Source organism: Halomonas sp. GD1P12, from assembly GCF_025725645.1.
GTDB lineage: Bacteria > Pseudomonadota > Gammaproteobacteria > Pseudomonadales > Halomonadaceae > Vreelandella.
The window spans coordinates 2,388,322-2,407,203 of sequence record NZ_CP107007.1; the positions used below are offsets into that span (position 1 = coordinate 2,388,322).

The window sequence follows — 18,882 nt, forward strand, 5'->3', positions numbered from 1 at the left end:
CAAGTGCTGTGGTCACACCACTGCTGGCCTAATCACACCGCGCTGTCATATTCGCCGCACATCGCTATGGTATGCTCACGCTCGCGCTGTGCTCTAGCGCTTTGGCCGGTCAACGTTTTGGCGCTCGCGCATGGTTTTTAGCACACCTTCGTTTCTACTGCTGTATCTGCCCACCGTTTGGCTGATCTATCTGCTACTGGCGCGCTGTGCGCTGCCGAGGCTGCTGCTGGCCTGGCTCGGCGTGGCGTCGCTTCTCTTCTACGCGGTGTGGGACATCCGCTTGCTGCCACTTTTGCTGGCAAGCATTGGCGTCAATTACTGGCTGGCCGGGCGAGTCAGGCAGCGTGGGTGGCTTTGGGTAGGGGTCGCTTTCAATCTGGGCCTGCTTGGCTGGTTCAAGTACTCGGTGTTTCTGTTGTCGGCGCTGCATATAGCGCCCCACTCGCTGAGCCCGCTGGTGCTTCCCCTGGGCATTTCGTTTTTTACCTTTCAGCAGATCGCGTACCTGGTGGACGTTCGCCGGGGCCACGCCCGGCGAGAAACCGGCTCGCTGCACGAGGCCTCGCTGTACGGAGTATTCGTGAGTTTTTATCCACAGCTGATCGCCGGGCCGATCGTTCACTATCGTGCCCTGGCGCCGCAGCTTTCCCGCCTTGGCTGCCCTTCGTCTGCTCAGGTGCGCGTGGGCCTGGTACTCCTGGCTTTCGGGCTTTGCAAAAAGCTGATGCTGGCCGACAACCTGGCACCGCTGGTCGAGAGGCTTTTTTCGCTGCCTGCGCAGACCATCGTGGCCGGCGATACGCTGGTGGCGGGCTGGGCCTTTGGGCTGCAGCTCTATTTCGATTTTTCCGGCTATGCGGACATGGCGATGGGGCTTGCGCTCTTGTTTGGCGTTCGACTGCCGCAAAACTTCGCCTCGCCTTACCGCGCCGGTGATATCCAGGCGTTCTGGCGGCGCTGGCACATCACGCTTTCGCGCTTTCTGCGCGACTATCTTTATATTCCTCTGGGCGGCAGCCGGCATGGCCTGCCCCGCCACATTGCGGCGCTGATGGTGACGATGCTGCTGGGCGGGCTTTGGCACGGTGCCGGCTGGCAGTTTTTACTCTGGGGCGGGCTGCACGGGCTAATGCTGACCGCGCTACTGCTGTGGCAACGCTTTACCTGCCTGCGCCTGCCGCGCCCCTTGGGTTGGCTCTTGACGCTTTCACTGGTCATGCTGGCCTGGGTGCCCTTTCGCGCCGAGAGCCTTTCGCATACCGTCGCGCTCTACGCAGGCCTTGGGCAGTGGCAGTGGGGGGCGCTTGGCGATCTTTACCGCGACCTGACCCAGCGCGTTATGGCGCTGGGCACCAGCAGTGCGCTTTTGCTGCTCGGCTCGTTCATCGCCTTTTTCACGCCGCGAAGCGCGGTGTGGGCAAGGTGGCTGGCCAAGCCCACACGTGCCTGGTGGCAAGGCGCGGTAGCCGGCGCTTTTTTCATGGCCGCGGCGAAGGCGATGGTCGATCTGCCAGGCCAGGCCTTTTTGTATTTCAACTTTTGAATGCTGATGACACGACGTTTAGCGATACGCACACAACCAACCACAAAGCGCTTTTGGGCCGGGCTTTTGGCGGGTGCTTTGGGCGCACTGTGCCTTTGGCTTTTGTTGTGGGCGGGCCAGCTGGGGCGCGCTCACCCCAATAACGCGTGGATCGAAGGCGCGCTGAGTTACAAACTGGCCAGGGCCGAGGCACTGCCCTCACCCAAAATCCTGATCGTGGCCGGATCGTCGGCGATGTTCGGTATCGACAGCGGCGCTCTGGAAACCGCCTTCGGGCGCCCCGCCGTCAACCTGGGCGTCAACGCAGGGCTGTCACTACCGGTGATACTGGCAAGCGCCGAGCCGGTCATCGAGGCAGGTGACCTTGTGCTTTTACCGCTCGAGTATTCGCTTTATAACCGCAACGAGGCCGTCTCGGCGTCGCTGGTGCACTGGGCGAACAGCCACCCCGAGGCCCTTTGGGCGCTACCGCTAAAGCGCGCGCTCGGGGTCATTGCGCAGACCTCGCTGCGCCGCCTTCTGGAAGGCTACCGAGGCGTGCCCGAAGGCTTTACGGTCAACGGCGACTACGGTGCACATCATCTGGACCTGCGCGGCGACCAGACCGGCACCGCCCGCGCACAACGCGAGCCGCGCCACTGGCGTTTTTTAAATTCGCTGAACGCCGAAACCTACGGTGAAACGGCGCGCCGCGGCCGCTTCGATGGCCAGACGCTGCGCGCCTTTCGCGACAACGTACTGGCCAGAGGCGCCTGCCCGATATTCCTGCCGGCGCCTTTACTGTACAAGCCGTACTACGCCGACTCCCCTATCGAGGCGAACTTCTATACCAATCTTCCGGCTCAGATACGCCGTGCAGGGCTCAAGTGGGTAGGCAAGCCGGAAGCCGCGATGTACGGGGCGGACGACTTTTTCGATACCAACTATCACCTGGTCGATGAAGCGCGCACGCGACACACGCAGCGCTTGATCGAGTGGCTTGACGACCAGCCCTTCGAGCAGTGTCGGCACTATTACCCAACTGCCGTGCCGCCAGGCGCTGGCGACGTTGGGGAGCACCTGGGGGAGTAATCGGCGCTAGCGGTTCAGATGCTGCTCCACCAGCGAGAAAATCGCGCGGCGAAAGTTGGCCGTGGCGAAGCGCTCGGCGCTTTGCCGGCACGCGGCGGGTGAGAAAGCGTCCGGCTCGGATCGGCGGCGCTGTTCGAACTGATGAATCCGCTCGATCAAGGCAGCGCTGGTTTGCTCGGCGACCCAAAGCCCGGTGGTGTCATCAAGCATGGTCTCGGAAAGCCCTCCTACCCCGTAGCCAATGACCGGTGCGCCGGCGGCCTGGGCTTCCACGGGCAGAATGCCGAAATCCTCCTCGGCCATGAACAAAAACGCACGGGCGCGCTCCAGATAATCCACCAGTACGTCGTCCGGCTGGTAGCCCAGCACGGTCACGTTGGGCCCGGCCATGGCGCTCAGTCGGGCGCGATCCGGGCCGTCGCCAATGACGACCAGGCGTTTATCCGGCAGGCGGTTGAAGGCCTCGATGATCAGGTCGATACGCTTGTACGGCACCATGCGCGAGGCGGTGAGATAAAACTCGTCGCGAGGCTGGTCGTGGCGAAACCGCTCGACCTGTACCGGCGGATAGATCACCTCGGCATCGCGGCGATAACAGCGGGCGATACGCCGCTTGATATAGTGCGAGATCGCAACGAAGTGATCGACTCGCTGCGCGCTGATGAAATCCCATTGCCGAAGTCGGTGAAGCTGCCAGCGCATCAGCCAGCTCGCCACGCCGCGCTCCTTACCGGTTTGTCGAAGATACTGGTGCTGCATGTCCCAGGCGTAGCGCATCGGGCTGTAGCAGTAGCAGATATGTACGGCGCCCGGGTCGCAGAGCACCCCCTTGGCCACGGCGTGGCTGCTCGACAGAATTAGATCGAAGCCTTTTAAATCGAACTGCTCGATGGCCAGCGGCATCAGCGGCAGATAGCGCCGATAGTGCTTTCGCGCGAAGGGAAGGCGCTGAATGACGCTGGTATGGATGGCTCGCCCTTTGAGCACGGGCATATCATCAGAGGCCAGGAAATTGACGGTGGTAAAAATTTCCGCCTGGGGAAAGCAGCTTGCAAGCTCGGCCAACGCTTTCTCGGCGCCGGCCCAGGTGGTCAGCCAGTCGTGGACGATCGCGACCTTCATGGCGCGTCAGGGCTCCTGGTCACGACCGTACTTGTCATCAAAGCGCACGATGTCGTCTTCGCCCAGGTAAGACCCGGTTTGCACTTCGATCAGCTTGAGCGCGATGACGCCGGGGTTTTCCAGCCGGTGTACGGTGCCCAACGGTATGTAGGTGGACTGGTCTTCCGAGAGCAGAAAGCTTCTCAATGTGGCGTCGATGCCGGGCGTTTCACCCTGGGTCACCTTCGCAGTACCTTCGACCACGACCCAGTGCTCGGCACGGTGGTGGTGCATTTGAAGCGACAGCGCCGCCTCGGGTTTAACCACGATCTCCTTGACCTGAAAGCTTTCGGTAATCTCCATGCTACGGTAATGCCCCCAGGGGCGATAGACCGTTCGGTGGAGCTGGCATTCTGGCCGGCCGGCCTCTTTGAGCGCGCTGACGATCTGCTTGGTGTCCTGAGCGTGGTCGCGGTGGGCGACCAGCACGGCGTCGTCGGTTTCCACGACCACTAAATCGCTAACGCCCAGGGTGGCGACCAGCCGCGATTCGCTGTAGACCAGGCTGTTGCGAGTATCGCGAAGCAAAACGTCGCCGCGCACGGCGTTGTGGTGCTCGGGGTCTTTTTCACCACGTAGCGCGTGAAGCGCATCCCAGGCGCCGATATCACTCCAGCCCGGCGACATGGGCACCACCGCCGCCTGACGGGTATGCTCCATTACCGCGTAGTCGATCGATTCGCTGCGACACTGGCCGAAAACGGCCTCGTCGATGCGCAGAAAATCCATATCCTGGGTGCGCGTCTGAAACGCGGCCTGGCAGCTTTCGAGAATATCCGACGCGTGCTGCGCCAGCGCCTGTAAAAAACGCTCGGCCTTGCCCAGGAAGATGCCGCTGTTCCAGACGTAATCGCCGCTTTCCAGATACTGCTGGGCGATCTGCTGGGATGGCTTTTCGACGAAAGCCTCCACGGCAAAGCCCTGCAAAAGCGCCTGGCCGCGCTTGATATAGCCGTAGCCCGTGTGCGCGCTCGAAGGCGTGATGCCAAAGGTCACCAGCTGCCCCTGGTGGCTAAGCTCCAGCCCTTTTTCGATGGCGTCGGCGAACGCTTGGTTATCCTGAATGACGTGATCCGCCGGCATTACCAGAAGGTCGGCGTCAGGATTCTGTTCGCTTGCCAGCAGCGCCGCCAGGGCAAGCGCTGGTGCGGTATTACGCCCACAGGGCTCGAGAAGGATACGGCTTTGTTTGAAGCCCAGCGCCTGCATCTGCTCGGCGACCAGAAAACGATGCTCCTCGTTGCACACGATCAGCGGCGCCTCGCTTGAGGCGAGGCCTTGCGCACGCAGCGCCGTCTCCTGCAGCAGGCTGACATCGTCCTGGTGGAGGTTCAAAAACTGTTTGGGGTAATGCTCGCGGGAAACCGGCCACAGCCTCGAGCCGCTCCCACCAGACAAAATAACCGGTAAAATCATCATTTATCCCGAAAAGCTGTTGGATCTGTTGGCGTTGCAGCGATCCGCCGTATCACGGCTGGCTGTTGGCAAAGCCCCGGGTTAGCGTCATGATCAAGATCTTCAAATCGAGCCCCAGCGACCAGTTATCGATGTAGTAAAGGTCGAACTCGACACGCTTTTGCATCTGCTCCAGGGTATCGGTAGTGCCCCGGTGACCATTGACCTGGGCCCATCCGGTCATGCCGGGCTTGACCCGGTGGCGCTGCATGTAGTTTTGAATGACGCCCTGGTAGTACTGGTTGTGATCCAGCGCATGGGGGCGCGGCCCGACCAGCGACATGCGCCCCTGGAGCACGTTATAAAGCTGTGGCAACTCATCCAGGCTCGTGCGGCGTAAAAACGCGCCGAGCGGTGTGATGCGGGGGTCTTCCCTGGTGGCCGCCACGGTGGTGCGCGCCTGATGCACACTCATGCTGCGAAACTTGTAGATGCGAAAGCGCTTGCCGTCGATGCCGTGGCGGTGCTGCTTGAACAGCACCGGCCCGCCCATTTTCCATTTGACCAGCGCGGCGATCACCAGCATGACGGGTAAAAAGGCGATGAACAGCACACCGCCTATCAAGCGGTCCTCGATATTTTTGACCAGCCGCAGCGGCGTGCTGTCCAGCGGACTGTAGTTGAGTTCGAGCGAGTAGAGCCCAACGACCTGCACCATACGATGATTGAGCAGGCGAATGTCGGAAAGATCGGGAAAGTAGCGAACGCTAATGGGAATGTCGATCAAACTGGTCGAAACCAGCCGCACCTTGTCGCCGTCGCTTAGCGGGTAGCTCAACCAGATTTCGTCGAAATCGCGGTTGAAGGCGCTGTCATCGACCAGCTCCTTGAGCGTTTGATGAAAGCGGTCCGAGTCGTCGTCGACCTTGGCGCTATGCAGCATATAGCCCGCATTGAGCATCGCCAGCAGATGATCCTTGAGGCGCAGCAGGTTCTCTTCGCGGCCGATGATGACGATACGCTTGCAGTTCTTGCCTTGAGCGCGCAGACGCCGCAGATAAATATAGAGCGCGCCTCGCATGACGCTGCCAAACCCCAGCACCGTCAACGACGACACGCCCATCCAAAGCCGGGAGAAGTTTTGGGTCGTTTGAGTGGCGACCAGCAGAAGGCTGATCAATACGATCGTGATGCACCAGCTCAGCGCGTAGGCGCCCAGCATCGAGTAAAGGCTACGGCCGCGCCAGGGCTGATAAAGCCCCAAAAGCTCACCTACGGCAGGCAGCAGCAGGCTGCCGATCACCATGATGAACATATACTCTTCGCCGTGATAGGTGATATTGGGCATCACCCACAGCGCGATCCACGACACGACCAGCGCAATGCCTGCATCGAAGCAGCGCATGGCGCGTCTTAGCCAATCGTTATGCGGAGCTCCCTTCAACCCACTCATGCAACGGCGTTATCCCTGACTGGTGACCGTTAGATCCGTGAAAGACAGCAAGAGCGTCATGATATCGCTCAAATCCTGGCTCGAGAGATCACCGACTGCGGACTGCAGTGCCAAGCTATCGAGCGCGTATTCACCGATGGTGTCGACGTACTGAATGCGCTGATCGTACAAGCTTGCCCGGGCGTCCAGCACGTCGACCAGATCGCGAAGGCCCAACTGCTCGCCGCGCTCGGCGGCGTCGAGAAACAGCTGGCTGGATTCGATGGCTTGGCTGAGGGCCTGAACGCGGCGTACGTGGCCGTTCAATGAGCGAAGGCGTTGGCGAACTTCCTGAACCGCCAGGTTGAGCTGGTTGTCCAGATCGGCCTGGCTTGCATCGATGCGTCGCTCCCCCTGGCGCACGTTGGCCGTGGTATAGCCGCCGCGATAGATGGGCACGCTGACCTCGACGCTTGCCCGGTAGTCCTCGCTTTCGCGCAGCGCGTCGTCGCTTTGGCGATCCGAATAGGAGAGGTTCAGGTTGAGTTCCGGGAAATAGCCCGCTCGCCGGGTGCTGGCATCGGCGGTCGCGATGCGCGCCTGCTCAGCGGCCAGCTGCACATCCAGATTTTGCCCTGCGCGCGCGATCCACGCCTGCGGGTCGCCCCACTCCTGGTTGAGGGTGGCGCTTGAAAGCTCACCCACGCCCAGCGAGCTGAACTCGGGGAAAGTGCCGGTCAAACGTTCGAGCGTACTGAGTGCGTTGTTCAGCTCGTTTTCGGCCTGAACCGCGTCAGAGACGGCCTGGTCGAGGCGCGACTGCGCCTCATAAAGATTGATGCGATCACCAATGCCCAGGTCATAAGCGCGCTGCGCCTGGCGCACCTGAAGCTCGAGAGACTCCTGCTGCGATTTCAAAAGCCCCAGGCGCTGGGTGGCAAGGTACGCCTGAATGTAGGCCTCGGCTACCTGCAGCGCTAAATCGCGCTCGACCACCGCAAGCTGAAGCTCGGCGGCGCTGACCTGTGCCTGAGCGACATTCACGCCGCGCCAGCGTTCGAGGCTGAAAAGCGGCTGCTGGAGCTGAACCCCCCAGACGTTCTCCTCGATTTCACCGGGGCGCTGGGCGGGCTGGTCGAGGCCGAAGTCGTCCGGCGAGGTTTGAATGTTGGTGGAATCCTGCCAAAGATAAGAACCCGACGCCGATACCTGGGGCAGCAGCTGCGAGCGCGCCATGGGCACTTCTTCCTGCGTGGCCGCAAGCTCGAAACGCTGACGGGAAAGATCCGCATCGTGCTCCAAAGCGCTTGCGAACAGCCCCGGCAGCGAAGGCAGCGTCGGGGCCTGACGTGCATCGGTCTGGCCCGGGCGCGCGTCCAGCGCCGCCAGCTCGTCCAGCGCGCTTTGCTCGGCCAAGGGGGCGGCCATCGAATCGCCCGCTGGCCCGCCCTGCTGGGCGTAGACCGACACGCTGGTCATGCCCAACATCAATCCCACCAGTACGCCTTGCCTGCGGGTAATGCTCTTTCGAATCGGCGAAAAACGCATTAGTCCTCCTGCATGGCGCGAGCCAGCATGTCGGTGACAGGCTTGGCGATATAGCTTGCGAACGTGCGCTCGCCGGTGCGCAGCATGACTTCTGCCGGCATGCCGGAAAGAAGCTGCATCTGTTCACTCATCTGTTCGTGGCCGGCTTCGGTGACGCGAACGCGGGCGCGGTAGTAGCGCTGACCGGTCGCCTCGTCTTCGAAGCTGTCGGCGCTGACGTAGATGACCTCACCGTCGATTTCATCGGTCAGGCGCTGGTTGAAGGCGCTAAAGCGGATTTCGGCAAACTGGCCGATGTAGATATTGTCGATATCGCGCGTGGGAATACGTGCTTCCACAACGAAGCCGTCATTGTTGGGCACGATATCCATGATTGCATCGCCCGGGCGAATGACCGCGCCGACGGTGTGAATTTGACGACCTACCACGGTGCCGGAGACAGGCGCCGTGACGACGGTGCGCTCGACCTGATCGCCGAGCGAAATGATCTGCTCTTCGGCCTGGGCGATTTGCGCCTGGGCCTGACGCAGCTGCTCGCCGACTTCCTTTTGAAACTCCTGCTGCTGAATTTCGCGCTGCATGCGATTTTCGCTGATCTGCGAGCGCAGCTGGGCGATATTGGCCTGGAACTCGGCGTTTTCGCCTTCGTATTGAAGAACCTGGCGCTCGAGCTCACGCAAGCGCTGGTTGTCGCCCAACCCTTCCCGGTAGAGCGAGCGGAAATCGTCCGCCTCAGAGCGCAGCGACGAAATACGGCGTGTATTGACACTGGAGCGCTCTCGCAAACCCTCGATCTGCTCCTGCATCTGCACGATCTGCTCATCGAGCGACTGTAGCGTACTTTCCAACGACTGTTTGCGCGCGGCGAACAGGCTCTGCTGAACGGCAATCACTTGCTGAACGCGAGGATTATCTGCATCCTGGATATCTTCAGGAATTTGCATCGTATCGGCGCCTTCCTGCTCGGCGAGCAGACGCGCTTCCATGGCGCGGTTGATCAAAAACTGCGAACGCGCGATTTCGAGCTGCGAACGGGCCTGGGTGTCGCTTAACACCACCAGCGTATCGCCGGCTTCGACGGTATCGCCATCGTCGACGAGAATCTCGCGCACGATGCCACCTTCGAGATGCTGAACGGTGCGCTTGAACGATTCGATCGATACGCTGCCCGGTGCGACCACGGCAATCGCCAGCGACGCCGTGACCGACCATAAAATGAAGCCGCCGAGAGCAAAAATCAAAATGGCATAGCCAAGCTTGCGGTAGCCCTTGTCGCTGGTGGGCAGCTTCTCGGTAGCCTCGCCATCGATGGTAGCGGGGCCCTTGGGGGTGACGTCGATCTCGCCCTGAGAGGTGAGATCGCGCTTATCGTTACTCATTTACGACTCCTCGCCCTGACGCCCGCCGGAAATGGCGGACAAGCGGGCTGAACTCTGCTGACCGACCTGCTTGTTCGGTTTTTTGGCGAATTGCGCCAGCACCTGATCGCGCGGGCCGAACATGCTGACCTGCCCTTCTTTCATCACCAGAAGCTTGTCCATGTTCTTGAGGACGTTGGTGCGGTGGCTGATGACGAACAGCGTCACGCCTTCGCTTTTGAGCAGCGCAATAGTCTGGCCGAGCGCCCGCTCACCGGCGTCGTCCAGGTTGGCGTTGGGTTCGTCCAGCACGACGAAGACCGGGTCGCCATACAGCGCTCGGGCCAGCCCCACGCGCTGGCGCTGGCCGCCGGAGAGCGCGCCGCTGGTAGATGAAATGACGGTATCGTAACCGTTGGGCAGCTCGAGAATCATTTCGTGCACGCCGGCCTTGCGCGCAGCCTCGACGACCTTTTTGGAATCGATGTCGCCAAAGCGGGCGATGTTTTCGCTGATGGTGCCGTCGAAAAGCTCGATGTCCTGGGGCAGATAGCCAATGTAGGGGCCGATCTCGTCGCGGTTGTACTGGGTGATGACCCCGCCATCCAAACGAACGTCGCCCACCTGGGAGGGCCAGATGCCTAACAGCACACGGGCCAGCGTCGATTTACCCGCGGCACTCGGGCCGATGATGCCGATATGCTCGCCGCTGGGCACGCTGAAATTGATCCCACGAATGGTGGCCATGCGCACGCCAGGCGGCGCCGCTGCAACGTTTTCCAGCGCGATATCGCCCTTGGGTGCAGGCAGCGACATCTTGCGCTGCTCGCTGGGAATTTGCGTTAGCAGCTCATTCAAACGCCCGTAGGCGCCGCGGGCGCTGACGAAGCTTTTCCAGCCGCCGATCATTTGGTCGATCGGTGCCAGTGCACGTCCCATCAAAATGGAGCCGGCAATCATCATGCCCGGGCTCATTTCGCCTTCCAGCACCAAAAGTGCCCCTAGCCCCAGAATGAGCGACTGAAACATCAGCCGCATCACTTTCGACACGTTGGTCAAGGCACCGGCGCGGTCGCTGGCCTTGGACTGCTTTGCCAAAAATTCGTGGTGGCGCTTCGACCAGCGACCCATGATACCGGGCAGCATGCCCATGGCGTGAAGCACTTCGGCGTTGCGCAGGTTGGAGTTGGCGAGATTCTGCGCTTGGATATGTTCGCTGTTGGCATCCGCCATCAGCGTTTTGGTGGACTTTTCGTTCGCCACCGCCAGTGCGAGCAAAATGATGCCCGCGCAGGTGGCGAAAATGCCAAGCCACGGGTGAAACAGAAACAGTACGCCCAGGTACACCGGCACCCAGGGAGCATCGAAAAAGGCAAACAGCCCGTTGCCGGTCAGAAACTGGCGCAGGCTGGTCAAGTCGTTCAAGGGCTGCGCGCTTTGGCTGCCCTGGGCAAACAGGCTTCTGCGGAACATGGCGCTGTAGAGGCGCTCGTTGATCGACGTATCCAGCCGGTTACCTACGCGTACCAGCATCCGCGAGCGTACGAGTTCGAGCCCGCCCATGACCATGAAAAGAAACACGACCACCAGGGTGAGCATCAAAAGGGTATCGAAGCTTTGAGTAGTCAAAACACGATCGTATACCTGAAGCATGTACATCGGCGGTACGAGCATCAGCAGGTTGACGAACATGCTGAAAAAACCGACCGACATGAACGAACCCTTGCAGGCTTTCAACGCCCGCTGCAGGTCCGTTGCTTCCTGTTGCTTTGACATGGAAGGATCACCGTAATTTCGAGAAAATCGTGCGAGGCAGAATCGCGAAAGCATAACAGAAGCGCCCCTGCCAGGGGTAGGGGCGCGGGTTCAGCCTGCTGCCTTACTCTGAAGAACACATCATGCCAACAGCATGCTTTCCTGAGACTCCACGAAGCCCAGCATTACAGTTGCCTGATCGACGCCACCGGCCATTTCATCGAGCCAGTACTGCTTGCCCGCCGCATCGGCCTCTCGCTCGAATACGTTGGCGTACATCAAATCGATGAAAGCATCGTTCTGGAGGCTGCCGTTTTGCTGCTGAAACTCTTCTGATGCGAGGAAGCCGTGGGCGATATCGATCAGCTCGAACTCTTCGCTGATATCCAGCCAATAGCCAAGCCCCTGGCCATCGGCATCGCGATCGAAAGCGGCATCGTAAAGACGCAGCAGCGGATCGACGGCGTCAGACAATACGGCGTCGTCGCGCACCGCCAGATTCTGAATGCGCATGTCCTCACTTGCCGGCGTTTCGACCTCGCTAAAGGGCGTTTCGCTGTACGTGGCACCCATGTATTCGGCGAAGGCGTCCTGCTCGGTGCCGTTATCGGCGAAATCGAACTTGCCCTCCAACGTGTAGGCATCCACCAGGTCGACGCGGTCGATATAGACCCCCTCGCCCAGCGGATAGCCGTCGCCGCCGTCGGCCATGAAACCCAGCGTCACGACCTTGATGGTGTCCTCGGCGTTCCCTACCAAACGGCCGTTAGCTACCAGTACATCGTGAATTTCGCCATTTTCCTTGAGAACCGCAGCGCTCTGGATACGCTCGCCGGCAGGCTGGTCCCAATCGAAGCTGTATTGAATACCGCCGACCTGGGCAAACTGGCCCGCCGTGACGTTGGGCGCCGAGGCCGCCACGGCGTGCTCGAGCACCTCCACCAGCGTGCTGCGCGAAACGGTCAAAATAGTCAGATCGTTGTTAAAGCGAAGCGATGACGCGGCGTCGAGCTGCGATACCCCGCCTTCGGGCTTACCGATAACCGGGTTGGCGCCGGGCGGCTGGTAGCTTTGCTCGCTGTCGCCGCCCTGAACGACGACTTCTCCAATCGGCTCGCGAATGCCGCCGCCGTTTTTGAACGAGACCATGACGTCGCTATCGAGCTTTCGCGCATACCAAAGGTTGGCATCGGCGGTAAGATTTCCCAGGTTCGTCTCTTCGGTGCGCACCGAGCCTCGCTCGCCTACCAGATACACATCGGTCAGGCCCAGAATATTGCCATCCTGTTCAGCGACGAATTCACCAACGGCGCCTACCAGTTCCTGAGCGACCTGGCCCTTGGTGCCGTCAGCGAATGCGGCTTCCAGGCTCCCCCACAGCGCTTCGACCTGTGCATCGGTCGAGGCAAAAATGCCGGAAGTCGCCGGGTTGATCGATTCGGGAAGAAGATGGCCGTTCTCGTCGAATTCGACCACGAGCTGCGCCACGTAGCGCCAGCCAGCATCGGTGTTGACGATGGCCACATCACGACCCGAGGCGTCCTTGGTCAAGATGGGGTAGGACTTGTAGGGCTCGGCCGCGCCGGGGAAAAGGCCGCGGTCGATGTCTTCCTGGTCGGCAAGCAGTGAATCCGAGCCGCCGGCGATGACGATATCGACACCGTCGAGCAGCGTGGCAAGCTCTTCCTCGAACTGAATCTGCTGCAGGTGCGAGCTCAGAATGATCTTGTTAACGCCACGGCCTTCGAGTTCGTCGATTACGGGCTGAATGACACCCGCCAGCGCCTGCATATCGTTGCTACCGCCGGTAATGACATCGACATCGCCGGTAGAAGAGATGCTTTCGAGAATCTGGGTGGTGATACCGATAATGCCGATTTGCTCGCCGCCAGCCTCAGCGATGACTGCCGGCGCCAGCTTGGGCTTGTCGGCACCTGCCAGCACGTCCTGCAAGGTGGATTGAAACGCTTCGTTAGAGAAGATTTCCCTGGTGGCCAGACCGCTGAGATTCGAATCGTTCGAGAAATCCAGGTTCGCCGAAAGGTAGGGGAACTGGGCGCCTAGCCATTCAACGTCTGCGGCAGTGTCACCGTTGACCGACGGGGCGATCATGCCGGCGATCAAGCCGGTGCCAAGATCGAACTCATGGTTGCCAAGCGTTATTGCAGCGGCATCAAGCAAATCCATTAGCAGCACTTCAACACGCCCTGAGGCCGCCGTAATGCCGCTCATGGAACCGGCCTCTAAACCGTAGACGTTTTCGACCGCCGCTTGAAAAGCGGATTGTAAACTCGCCTCCGCCGCGGCGTTCAGATACGGACCCGGCAGCACCAAATCGCCAGAGCTTACGAACAGGCTGTTGGCGTACTGATCTTCAAGATAATCGACGATTGAAACGAAGTTTGGCGCGTTGAGCAGGTCGCCTCCGCCCCCTTCCATATCCGAGGCGTGCAGAAGCTGTAGCTGAAAGTTGCTCATGTTCGATCCCTTCAATTTTTAGTAGCGGTTGGCCAAGCGAGCTTACAAAGCGAAGAGATACTAGCGAGCTAACAATGACGAAAAGATGACACTTTCGATAAATCTCACTCGATACGGATCTGACCAATCGAGGAAAAAGACGCCGAAATTCATTTATTTGAAATAAAAGCCCAACCATCACGTCACGGTAACGACACATTTAACCGATACGTTGTTTCACTCATTCGTAACAACCAGAAACCTTAAGCAACAAAAAATGAAATTGTTATTTTCTCTCTATTTTTTATAACTATTGCGTAACTGCTCTTGGGGCTTTCTCGATGGACTACCAAACGATCGTCACTTCGCTTTATCAAACACTTCTGCTACGCCAACCCGATGAAGACGGGTTGAGTTATTGGGTCGAGCAGCTGGAGAACGGCACGCTCGATACCGGCGGTGTCGCGCAGAATTTTATGATGGGCAACGAATTCGATACCGCTATTCAGCCAATCGTCGATCTTTACCAAACGTACTTGCTACGCCCGGCCGATATCGACGGCCTCGCTTACTGGGTCGAAATGCATCGCCAAGGGTTGAGCATCGACGACATTACAGCCAGCCTGCAAAGCTCGGCAGAGTTTGAAGCGATCGCCAATCAGGAGTCGGCGGTCTGGTTGAACCAGGCCTACTCGGCCTTTTTAGGGCGCTCGCCGGATCCCGAAAGCACCGACTTTTGGCTTGCCCAGCTCGCCTCGGGCGTTTCAAGAGCGGACGTTGCGCAGACCTTGGCTCAAAGCTATGAAAGCCAGCAGTTAAAGTCTGTCCAAACGCTTTCTACCTTGAGCAACACCGGCGCCTCTAGCGCTGACTTCGAAGCAGTATTGGGCGATATCACTCGCCGTATCGAAGATGAAGCCACAACGCCCATCGAACAGCCTGACCAACCGGTCGAAGAGCCCGAAGCGCCGGTCGAAGAGCCTGATGAACCAATCGAGGAACCCGAGGAGCCGGTCGAGGAGCCTGAAGCACCGATCGAAGAACCCGATGAGCCTGTTGAAGAACCAGAAGAGCCCATCGAGGAGCCCGAGGAGCCGGTCGAAGAACCAGAAGAGCCCATCGAGGAGCCTGAGGAGCCTGTCGAAGAACCAGAAGAGCCGGTCGAGGAGCCCGAGGAGCCGATCGAAGAACCCGAGCAGACGCCACAGCCCGATTTTCAATTCGGCGAACGCTACTTCAAGGGCGCGTCCGACGCTTCCGCCGCCGTTGCCATTAGCGAGACGCTCATGCTGGTCGCCGACGATGAAGACCAGACGCTGCGCCTTTATGACCGCGAGGACGGCGGCGAGCCGGTCAAATCCTTCGATCTCAACCAGGCACTGGGGCTAAGCGAGGGTCAGGAAGCGGACCTCGAAGCCGTGGCGACTCATGAAGGGGTTCAATACTGGCTGGGCTCGCACCAGAGCGGTCAGCGCTCGATGGTGTTCGCAACAGAGGTCACCGGTAGCGGCGACGATCTCGAGATCAATGTGGTCGGTCAGTTCACGGATCTCAATGAGCAGCTCTTGAGCTGGGACAGAGGTAATGGCCATGGGCTTGGCGAAAGCGCGCTGAAGCTCGAGCTGGGTATCAACGTCGAAGGCGCGGTGTTCATCGACGATGCGCTCTATCTTGGGCTGCGCGCGCCGCTGGATGATGGCTTTGCGCAGCTCATCCCGGTCGAAAACGCCGTCGATCTCGTGAACGGTTCGGCGCGTGAAGCCGACTTCGGCACCCCGCTTCGCCTGGACCTGGACGGCCGCGCGGTGCGTGCCATCGAGCCCGCCGGCGATCAGGGCTACCTGATTCTGGCCGGCCCTGAAGACGACAGTCTGGAAACGGGGTTTGGCCTCTATTTCTGGGACGGCGATCACGCGGTGCGTGAAATCGAAGGCGTCGATCTCAACACCATACCCCAAGCGATTGGCGCCAAGCCCGAATCGATTTTTGATATCGCGATCAGCGATGACGGCGTATCGGCAAGCGTGCTGTTCGATAGCGGCACCGTGGACTGGTTCGAGGACGGCCGCGAATCCAAGGATCTACCGGACGCTCAGCAGCAGTTCATCGGTCTCGACATCGCTTTTGAGGCGCTGCCGGACACAACTCCTCGCCCCGGCGATATCGCTGTGATCGCGGTCAGCGGCAGCGACAAGGAGTTCCAGTTCGTGGCGCTCAAGGGCATCTCGGAAGGCGCCGAGATCACTTTCACCGACTCCGGCTGGCAGGAAGACGGCTTTCGCGCCAACGAAGGCGCCGTGAAATGGACCGCTCCGGAAGGCGGCGTAGCGCCGGGCACGGTAATCTCTTCGGTCAACAACGCCGATCAGTTTATCAATGCCAATAGCCCCGCCGTGGGCAATAACGGCTTTAACCTATCGACCGGTGGTGATCAAGTCATCGCTTTCGTCGGCGAGGATACTGCCCCATCGTTTATCTACGCGGTACAAACCAATAGTGGAGAGTGGCAAGCGACGGCGTCGAGCTCCAACGATTCAGCCCTGCCGCCGGGGCTTGAGGAAGGATTGACGGCGGTTGCGGTAGGTAGCGCCAAAAATGCTGCATTCACCGGTGAAGGTTATGGCACCGTCGATGCACTGTTAAGCGTCATCGCTAACCCCGATAACTGGGAATTCGCCAGTAGCGCCATGCCCGACGGGCTGACCCAGGCTTTTCGCATCGGCACCATGGAGGCGCCCTACGTTCCGGGCGAGGCCGATATCGGGCTTGCGATCACCGAAATCTGGCCCGGCCAGTCTGGCTCGGACATCACCGAAGACTGGTTCGAGATTACCAACCGCTCCGATGAGACGCTGGATTTCACCAGCTCGCCGCTTTACTACGACGACGATAGCGCCTCGCCTCAGGATGCCGTGCGCATCGAAGGGCTGACCACGCTCGCCCCGGGCGAATCTGCCATCGTCATCGTTGACGGTGGTGTCGACGCGGTTGGCGAGTTCCGTGCCGCCTGGAGCAACCTGAGCGGTATCGAGTCGCTCAAGATCGGTTTCGCCGATGACGCCGCAGGCCTTGGCAGCGGTGGCGATGCGGTTACGCTTTGGCAGGGCGACCCGTTGGTGGACGGTAACCGCATCGGGTTCGAAGCCTATCCGGATACCTCTGACCACGACGCGGCGTCTTGGAACGTGGACCGTCAGGCCTTTACGCAGCCGGATGAAGAAGGCGCGCTCGCCTCCAGCGCATTAGGAGGTGACGGCAGCGATGTGCCCGCCCTCGCCTCGCCGGGCGTGGCGGTCGAGCCCGAGGTCGCGCTGACCCTGATCTCGACGGTACAAGGCGAAGGCGGCACCAGCGCGCTGGATGGCGAAAGCGTTACGCTGGAAGCGATCGTCACCATGGTGACACCCGGTCTTGACGGCTTCTTCCTTCAGGAAGAAGACGCAGACAACGACGATAACCCGAATACCTCGGAGGGTATCTTCGTCTACGCCGGTAGCGGCAGTGCCGAGTGGCTGGCCACGCTTTCGGCCGGCGATCAAATTCGTATCGGTGGCACGGTGTCGGAGTATTACGATAAAACCCAGCTGACCGCCGAGCGTTCGAGCCTGAAGATTCTCCAACACGATCAGCCGCTGCCGCAAAGCAAGGTCATCAAGCTGCCGTTCGCCAACAAGCAAGGCTTGGAAGCGTTTGAAGGCATGCGAGTTGCCATCGAAGCGATGGACGGCCAGCCGCTGGTCGTCACCGAGCTTTACGAACTGGGTCGTTATGGCGAGGTAACGCTTTCCGCAGGTGGGCGCCTGGAGCAGTTCACCGAGGTCAATGCGCCGAGTGTCGAGGGCTACCAGGCGTGGCTTGAAGACGCCGAGGCGCGCACCATCAAGCTCGATGACGCCAACTCGTCCCAGAATCCGGACCCGATCATTCATGGGCGTGGCGGAGAAGAGCTTTCCGCCTCCAACCCGCTGCGTGGGGGCGATACGCTCGAGACGCTGGACGGGGTGCTGGACTTCAACTTTGGCGAGTGGAAAGTTCAAAATGTCGAAGGCCTGGACTTCCAGGGTTCTGATCGCCCGACCGCGCCGGACGTTGAGGCTCTGGGCGATGCGACCATCAAGGTAGCCTCGTTCAACGTACTCAACTACTTCAATACGCTGGGCGATAGCGGCCAACCCACACGCACGCTGGATGGCACTACGCATTCACCGCGTGGCGCTGACAACGCCGAAGAGTTCGCCCGCCAGGAAGCCAAGATCGTCGAAGCCATCAATACCAGCGGCGCTGATGTGCTGGGACTGATGGAGATCGAGAACAACGGTTATGGCGAGGACAGCGCGCTGGCAAGCCTGGTCAACGCGCTCAATGCCGACATCGCCGCCAAAGGCATCGAAGGGATCACCTGGGCGTACAGCATTCCGCGTGACGGCGACGGTAATATCGTCAGCGCCGGCGATGATGCCATCACCGTGGGCGTCATTTATAACAGCCAAGCGGTCACCCCCGAAGGCGCCGCCGCGACCACGACCGAGGGCGCGTTTGGTTATGGCAACCGCCCGCCGGTGATGCAGACGTTCAGCGATGAAAACGGTGAACAGTTCTCGGTGGTGGTGAACCACTTCAAATCCAAGGGCAGCGTGATCAACGGCGAGGACGCCATTGGCGACGGCCAGGGCAACAACAACCCGACGCGGGTCGAGGCGGCGAAGGAGCTCATGGCGTGGCTTGAAACCAACCCCACCGGCAGCAGCGATCAGGACGTGCTGATTCTGGGCGACTTGAACGCTTATGCGATGGAAGATCCCATCATGGTGCTGGTCGAGGGCGGGTTCGAGCTGCTCGACGATGACTACAGCTACGTGTTCGATGGTTTCTGGGGCTCGCTCGATCACGCTCTGGCAAGCGAATCTCTCGCCGGCCAGGTCACGGGCACCACTACCTGGCACATCAACGCGGATGAAGCGAGTGCACTGGATTACAACACCGATTTCACCAGCGAGCGCCAGGATGAAAACCTGTACGCGCCGGATGCGTTTAGAAGCTCCGACCACGACCCCATTTTGGTCGGCCTGAATCTGGGCGGCGGCGAGTTCTAACCCCTCATTGACTCCACCATTAGCCCCCGCACCCGCGGGGGCTTTTTCGTGGGTATCCTCTAGCGGTAA

At 60.2% G+C, this 18,882-nt stretch carries 10 protein-coding genes; 3 read left to right on the forward strand and 7 right to left on the reverse strand.

Features of this window, described 5'->3' with window-relative positions; translation table 11 throughout:
- The first annotated feature begins 130 nt into the window (after nt 1-130).
- Complete coding sequence (locus OCT39_RS11020) at nt 131-1,543, forward strand: MBOAT family O-acyltransferase (RefSeq protein WP_263584518.1); 1,413 nt, start codon at nt 131-133, stop codon at nt 1,541-1,543.
- 78 nt (nt 1,544-1,621) lie between these two features.
- Nucleotides 1,622-2,614, forward strand: coding sequence for a hypothetical protein (locus OCT39_RS11025; protein ID WP_263584519.1), 993 nt, complete (start codon nt 1,622-1,624; stop codon nt 2,612-2,614).
- A gap of 6 nt (nt 2,615-2,620) precedes the next feature.
- On the opposite strand, the gene OCT39_RS11030 is transcribed toward OCT39_RS11025, so the two are convergent.
- The 7 genes from OCT39_RS11030 to OCT39_RS11060 form a co-directional block, all read right to left on the reverse strand.
- On the reverse strand, nt 2,621-3,736 hold the full coding sequence (locus OCT39_RS11030) for a glycosyltransferase family 4 protein (protein WP_263584520.1): 1,116 nt from the start codon (nt 3,734-3,736) through the stop codon (nt 2,621-2,623).
- A gap of 6 nt (nt 3,737-3,742) precedes the next feature.
- On the reverse strand, nt 3,743-5,191 hold the full coding sequence (locus OCT39_RS11035) for a mannose-1-phosphate guanylyltransferase/mannose-6-phosphate isomerase (RefSeq protein ID WP_412031119.1): 1,449 nt from the start codon (nt 5,189-5,191) through the stop codon (nt 3,743-3,745).
- Nucleotides 5,192-5,243: 52 nt separating this feature from the next.
- Nucleotides 5,244-6,575 (reverse strand): undecaprenyl-phosphate glucose phosphotransferase, encoded by a 1,332-nt coding sequence (locus OCT39_RS11040; RefSeq protein ID WP_263584522.1) that lies wholly within the window; start codon nt 6,573-6,575, stop codon nt 5,244-5,246.
- 57 nt (nt 6,576-6,632) lie between these two features.
- Entirely contained in the window at nt 6,633-8,150 is a 1,518-nt protein-coding gene (locus OCT39_RS11045; protein WP_263584523.1) for a TolC family outer membrane protein, read from the reverse strand.
- A complete protein-coding gene (locus OCT39_RS11050; protein WP_263584524.1) occupies nt 8,150-9,529 on the reverse strand; it encodes an HlyD family type I secretion periplasmic adaptor subunit in 1,380 nt (459 codons plus the stop codon). Before OCT39_RS11050 ends, OCT39_RS11045 begins: the two co-directional genes overlap by 1 nt.
- Entirely contained in the window at nt 9,530-11,284 is a 1,755-nt protein-coding gene (locus OCT39_RS11055; RefSeq protein WP_263584525.1) for a type I secretion system permease/ATPase, read from the reverse strand.
- A 120-nt stretch (nt 11,285-11,404) separates the two neighbouring features.
- Nucleotides 11,405-13,741 (reverse strand): DUF4214 domain-containing protein, encoded by a 2,337-nt coding sequence (locus OCT39_RS11060; protein WP_263584526.1) that lies wholly within the window; start codon nt 13,739-13,741, stop codon nt 11,405-11,407.
- A gap of 320 nt (nt 13,742-14,061) precedes the next feature.
- Between OCT39_RS11060 and OCT39_RS11065 the strand changes: the two genes are divergently transcribed.
- Entirely contained in the window at nt 14,062-18,813 is a 4,752-nt protein-coding gene (locus OCT39_RS11065; RefSeq protein ID WP_263584527.1) for an ExeM/NucH family extracellular endonuclease, read from the forward strand.
- The last annotated feature ends 69 nt before the right edge of the window (nt 18,814-18,882 follow it).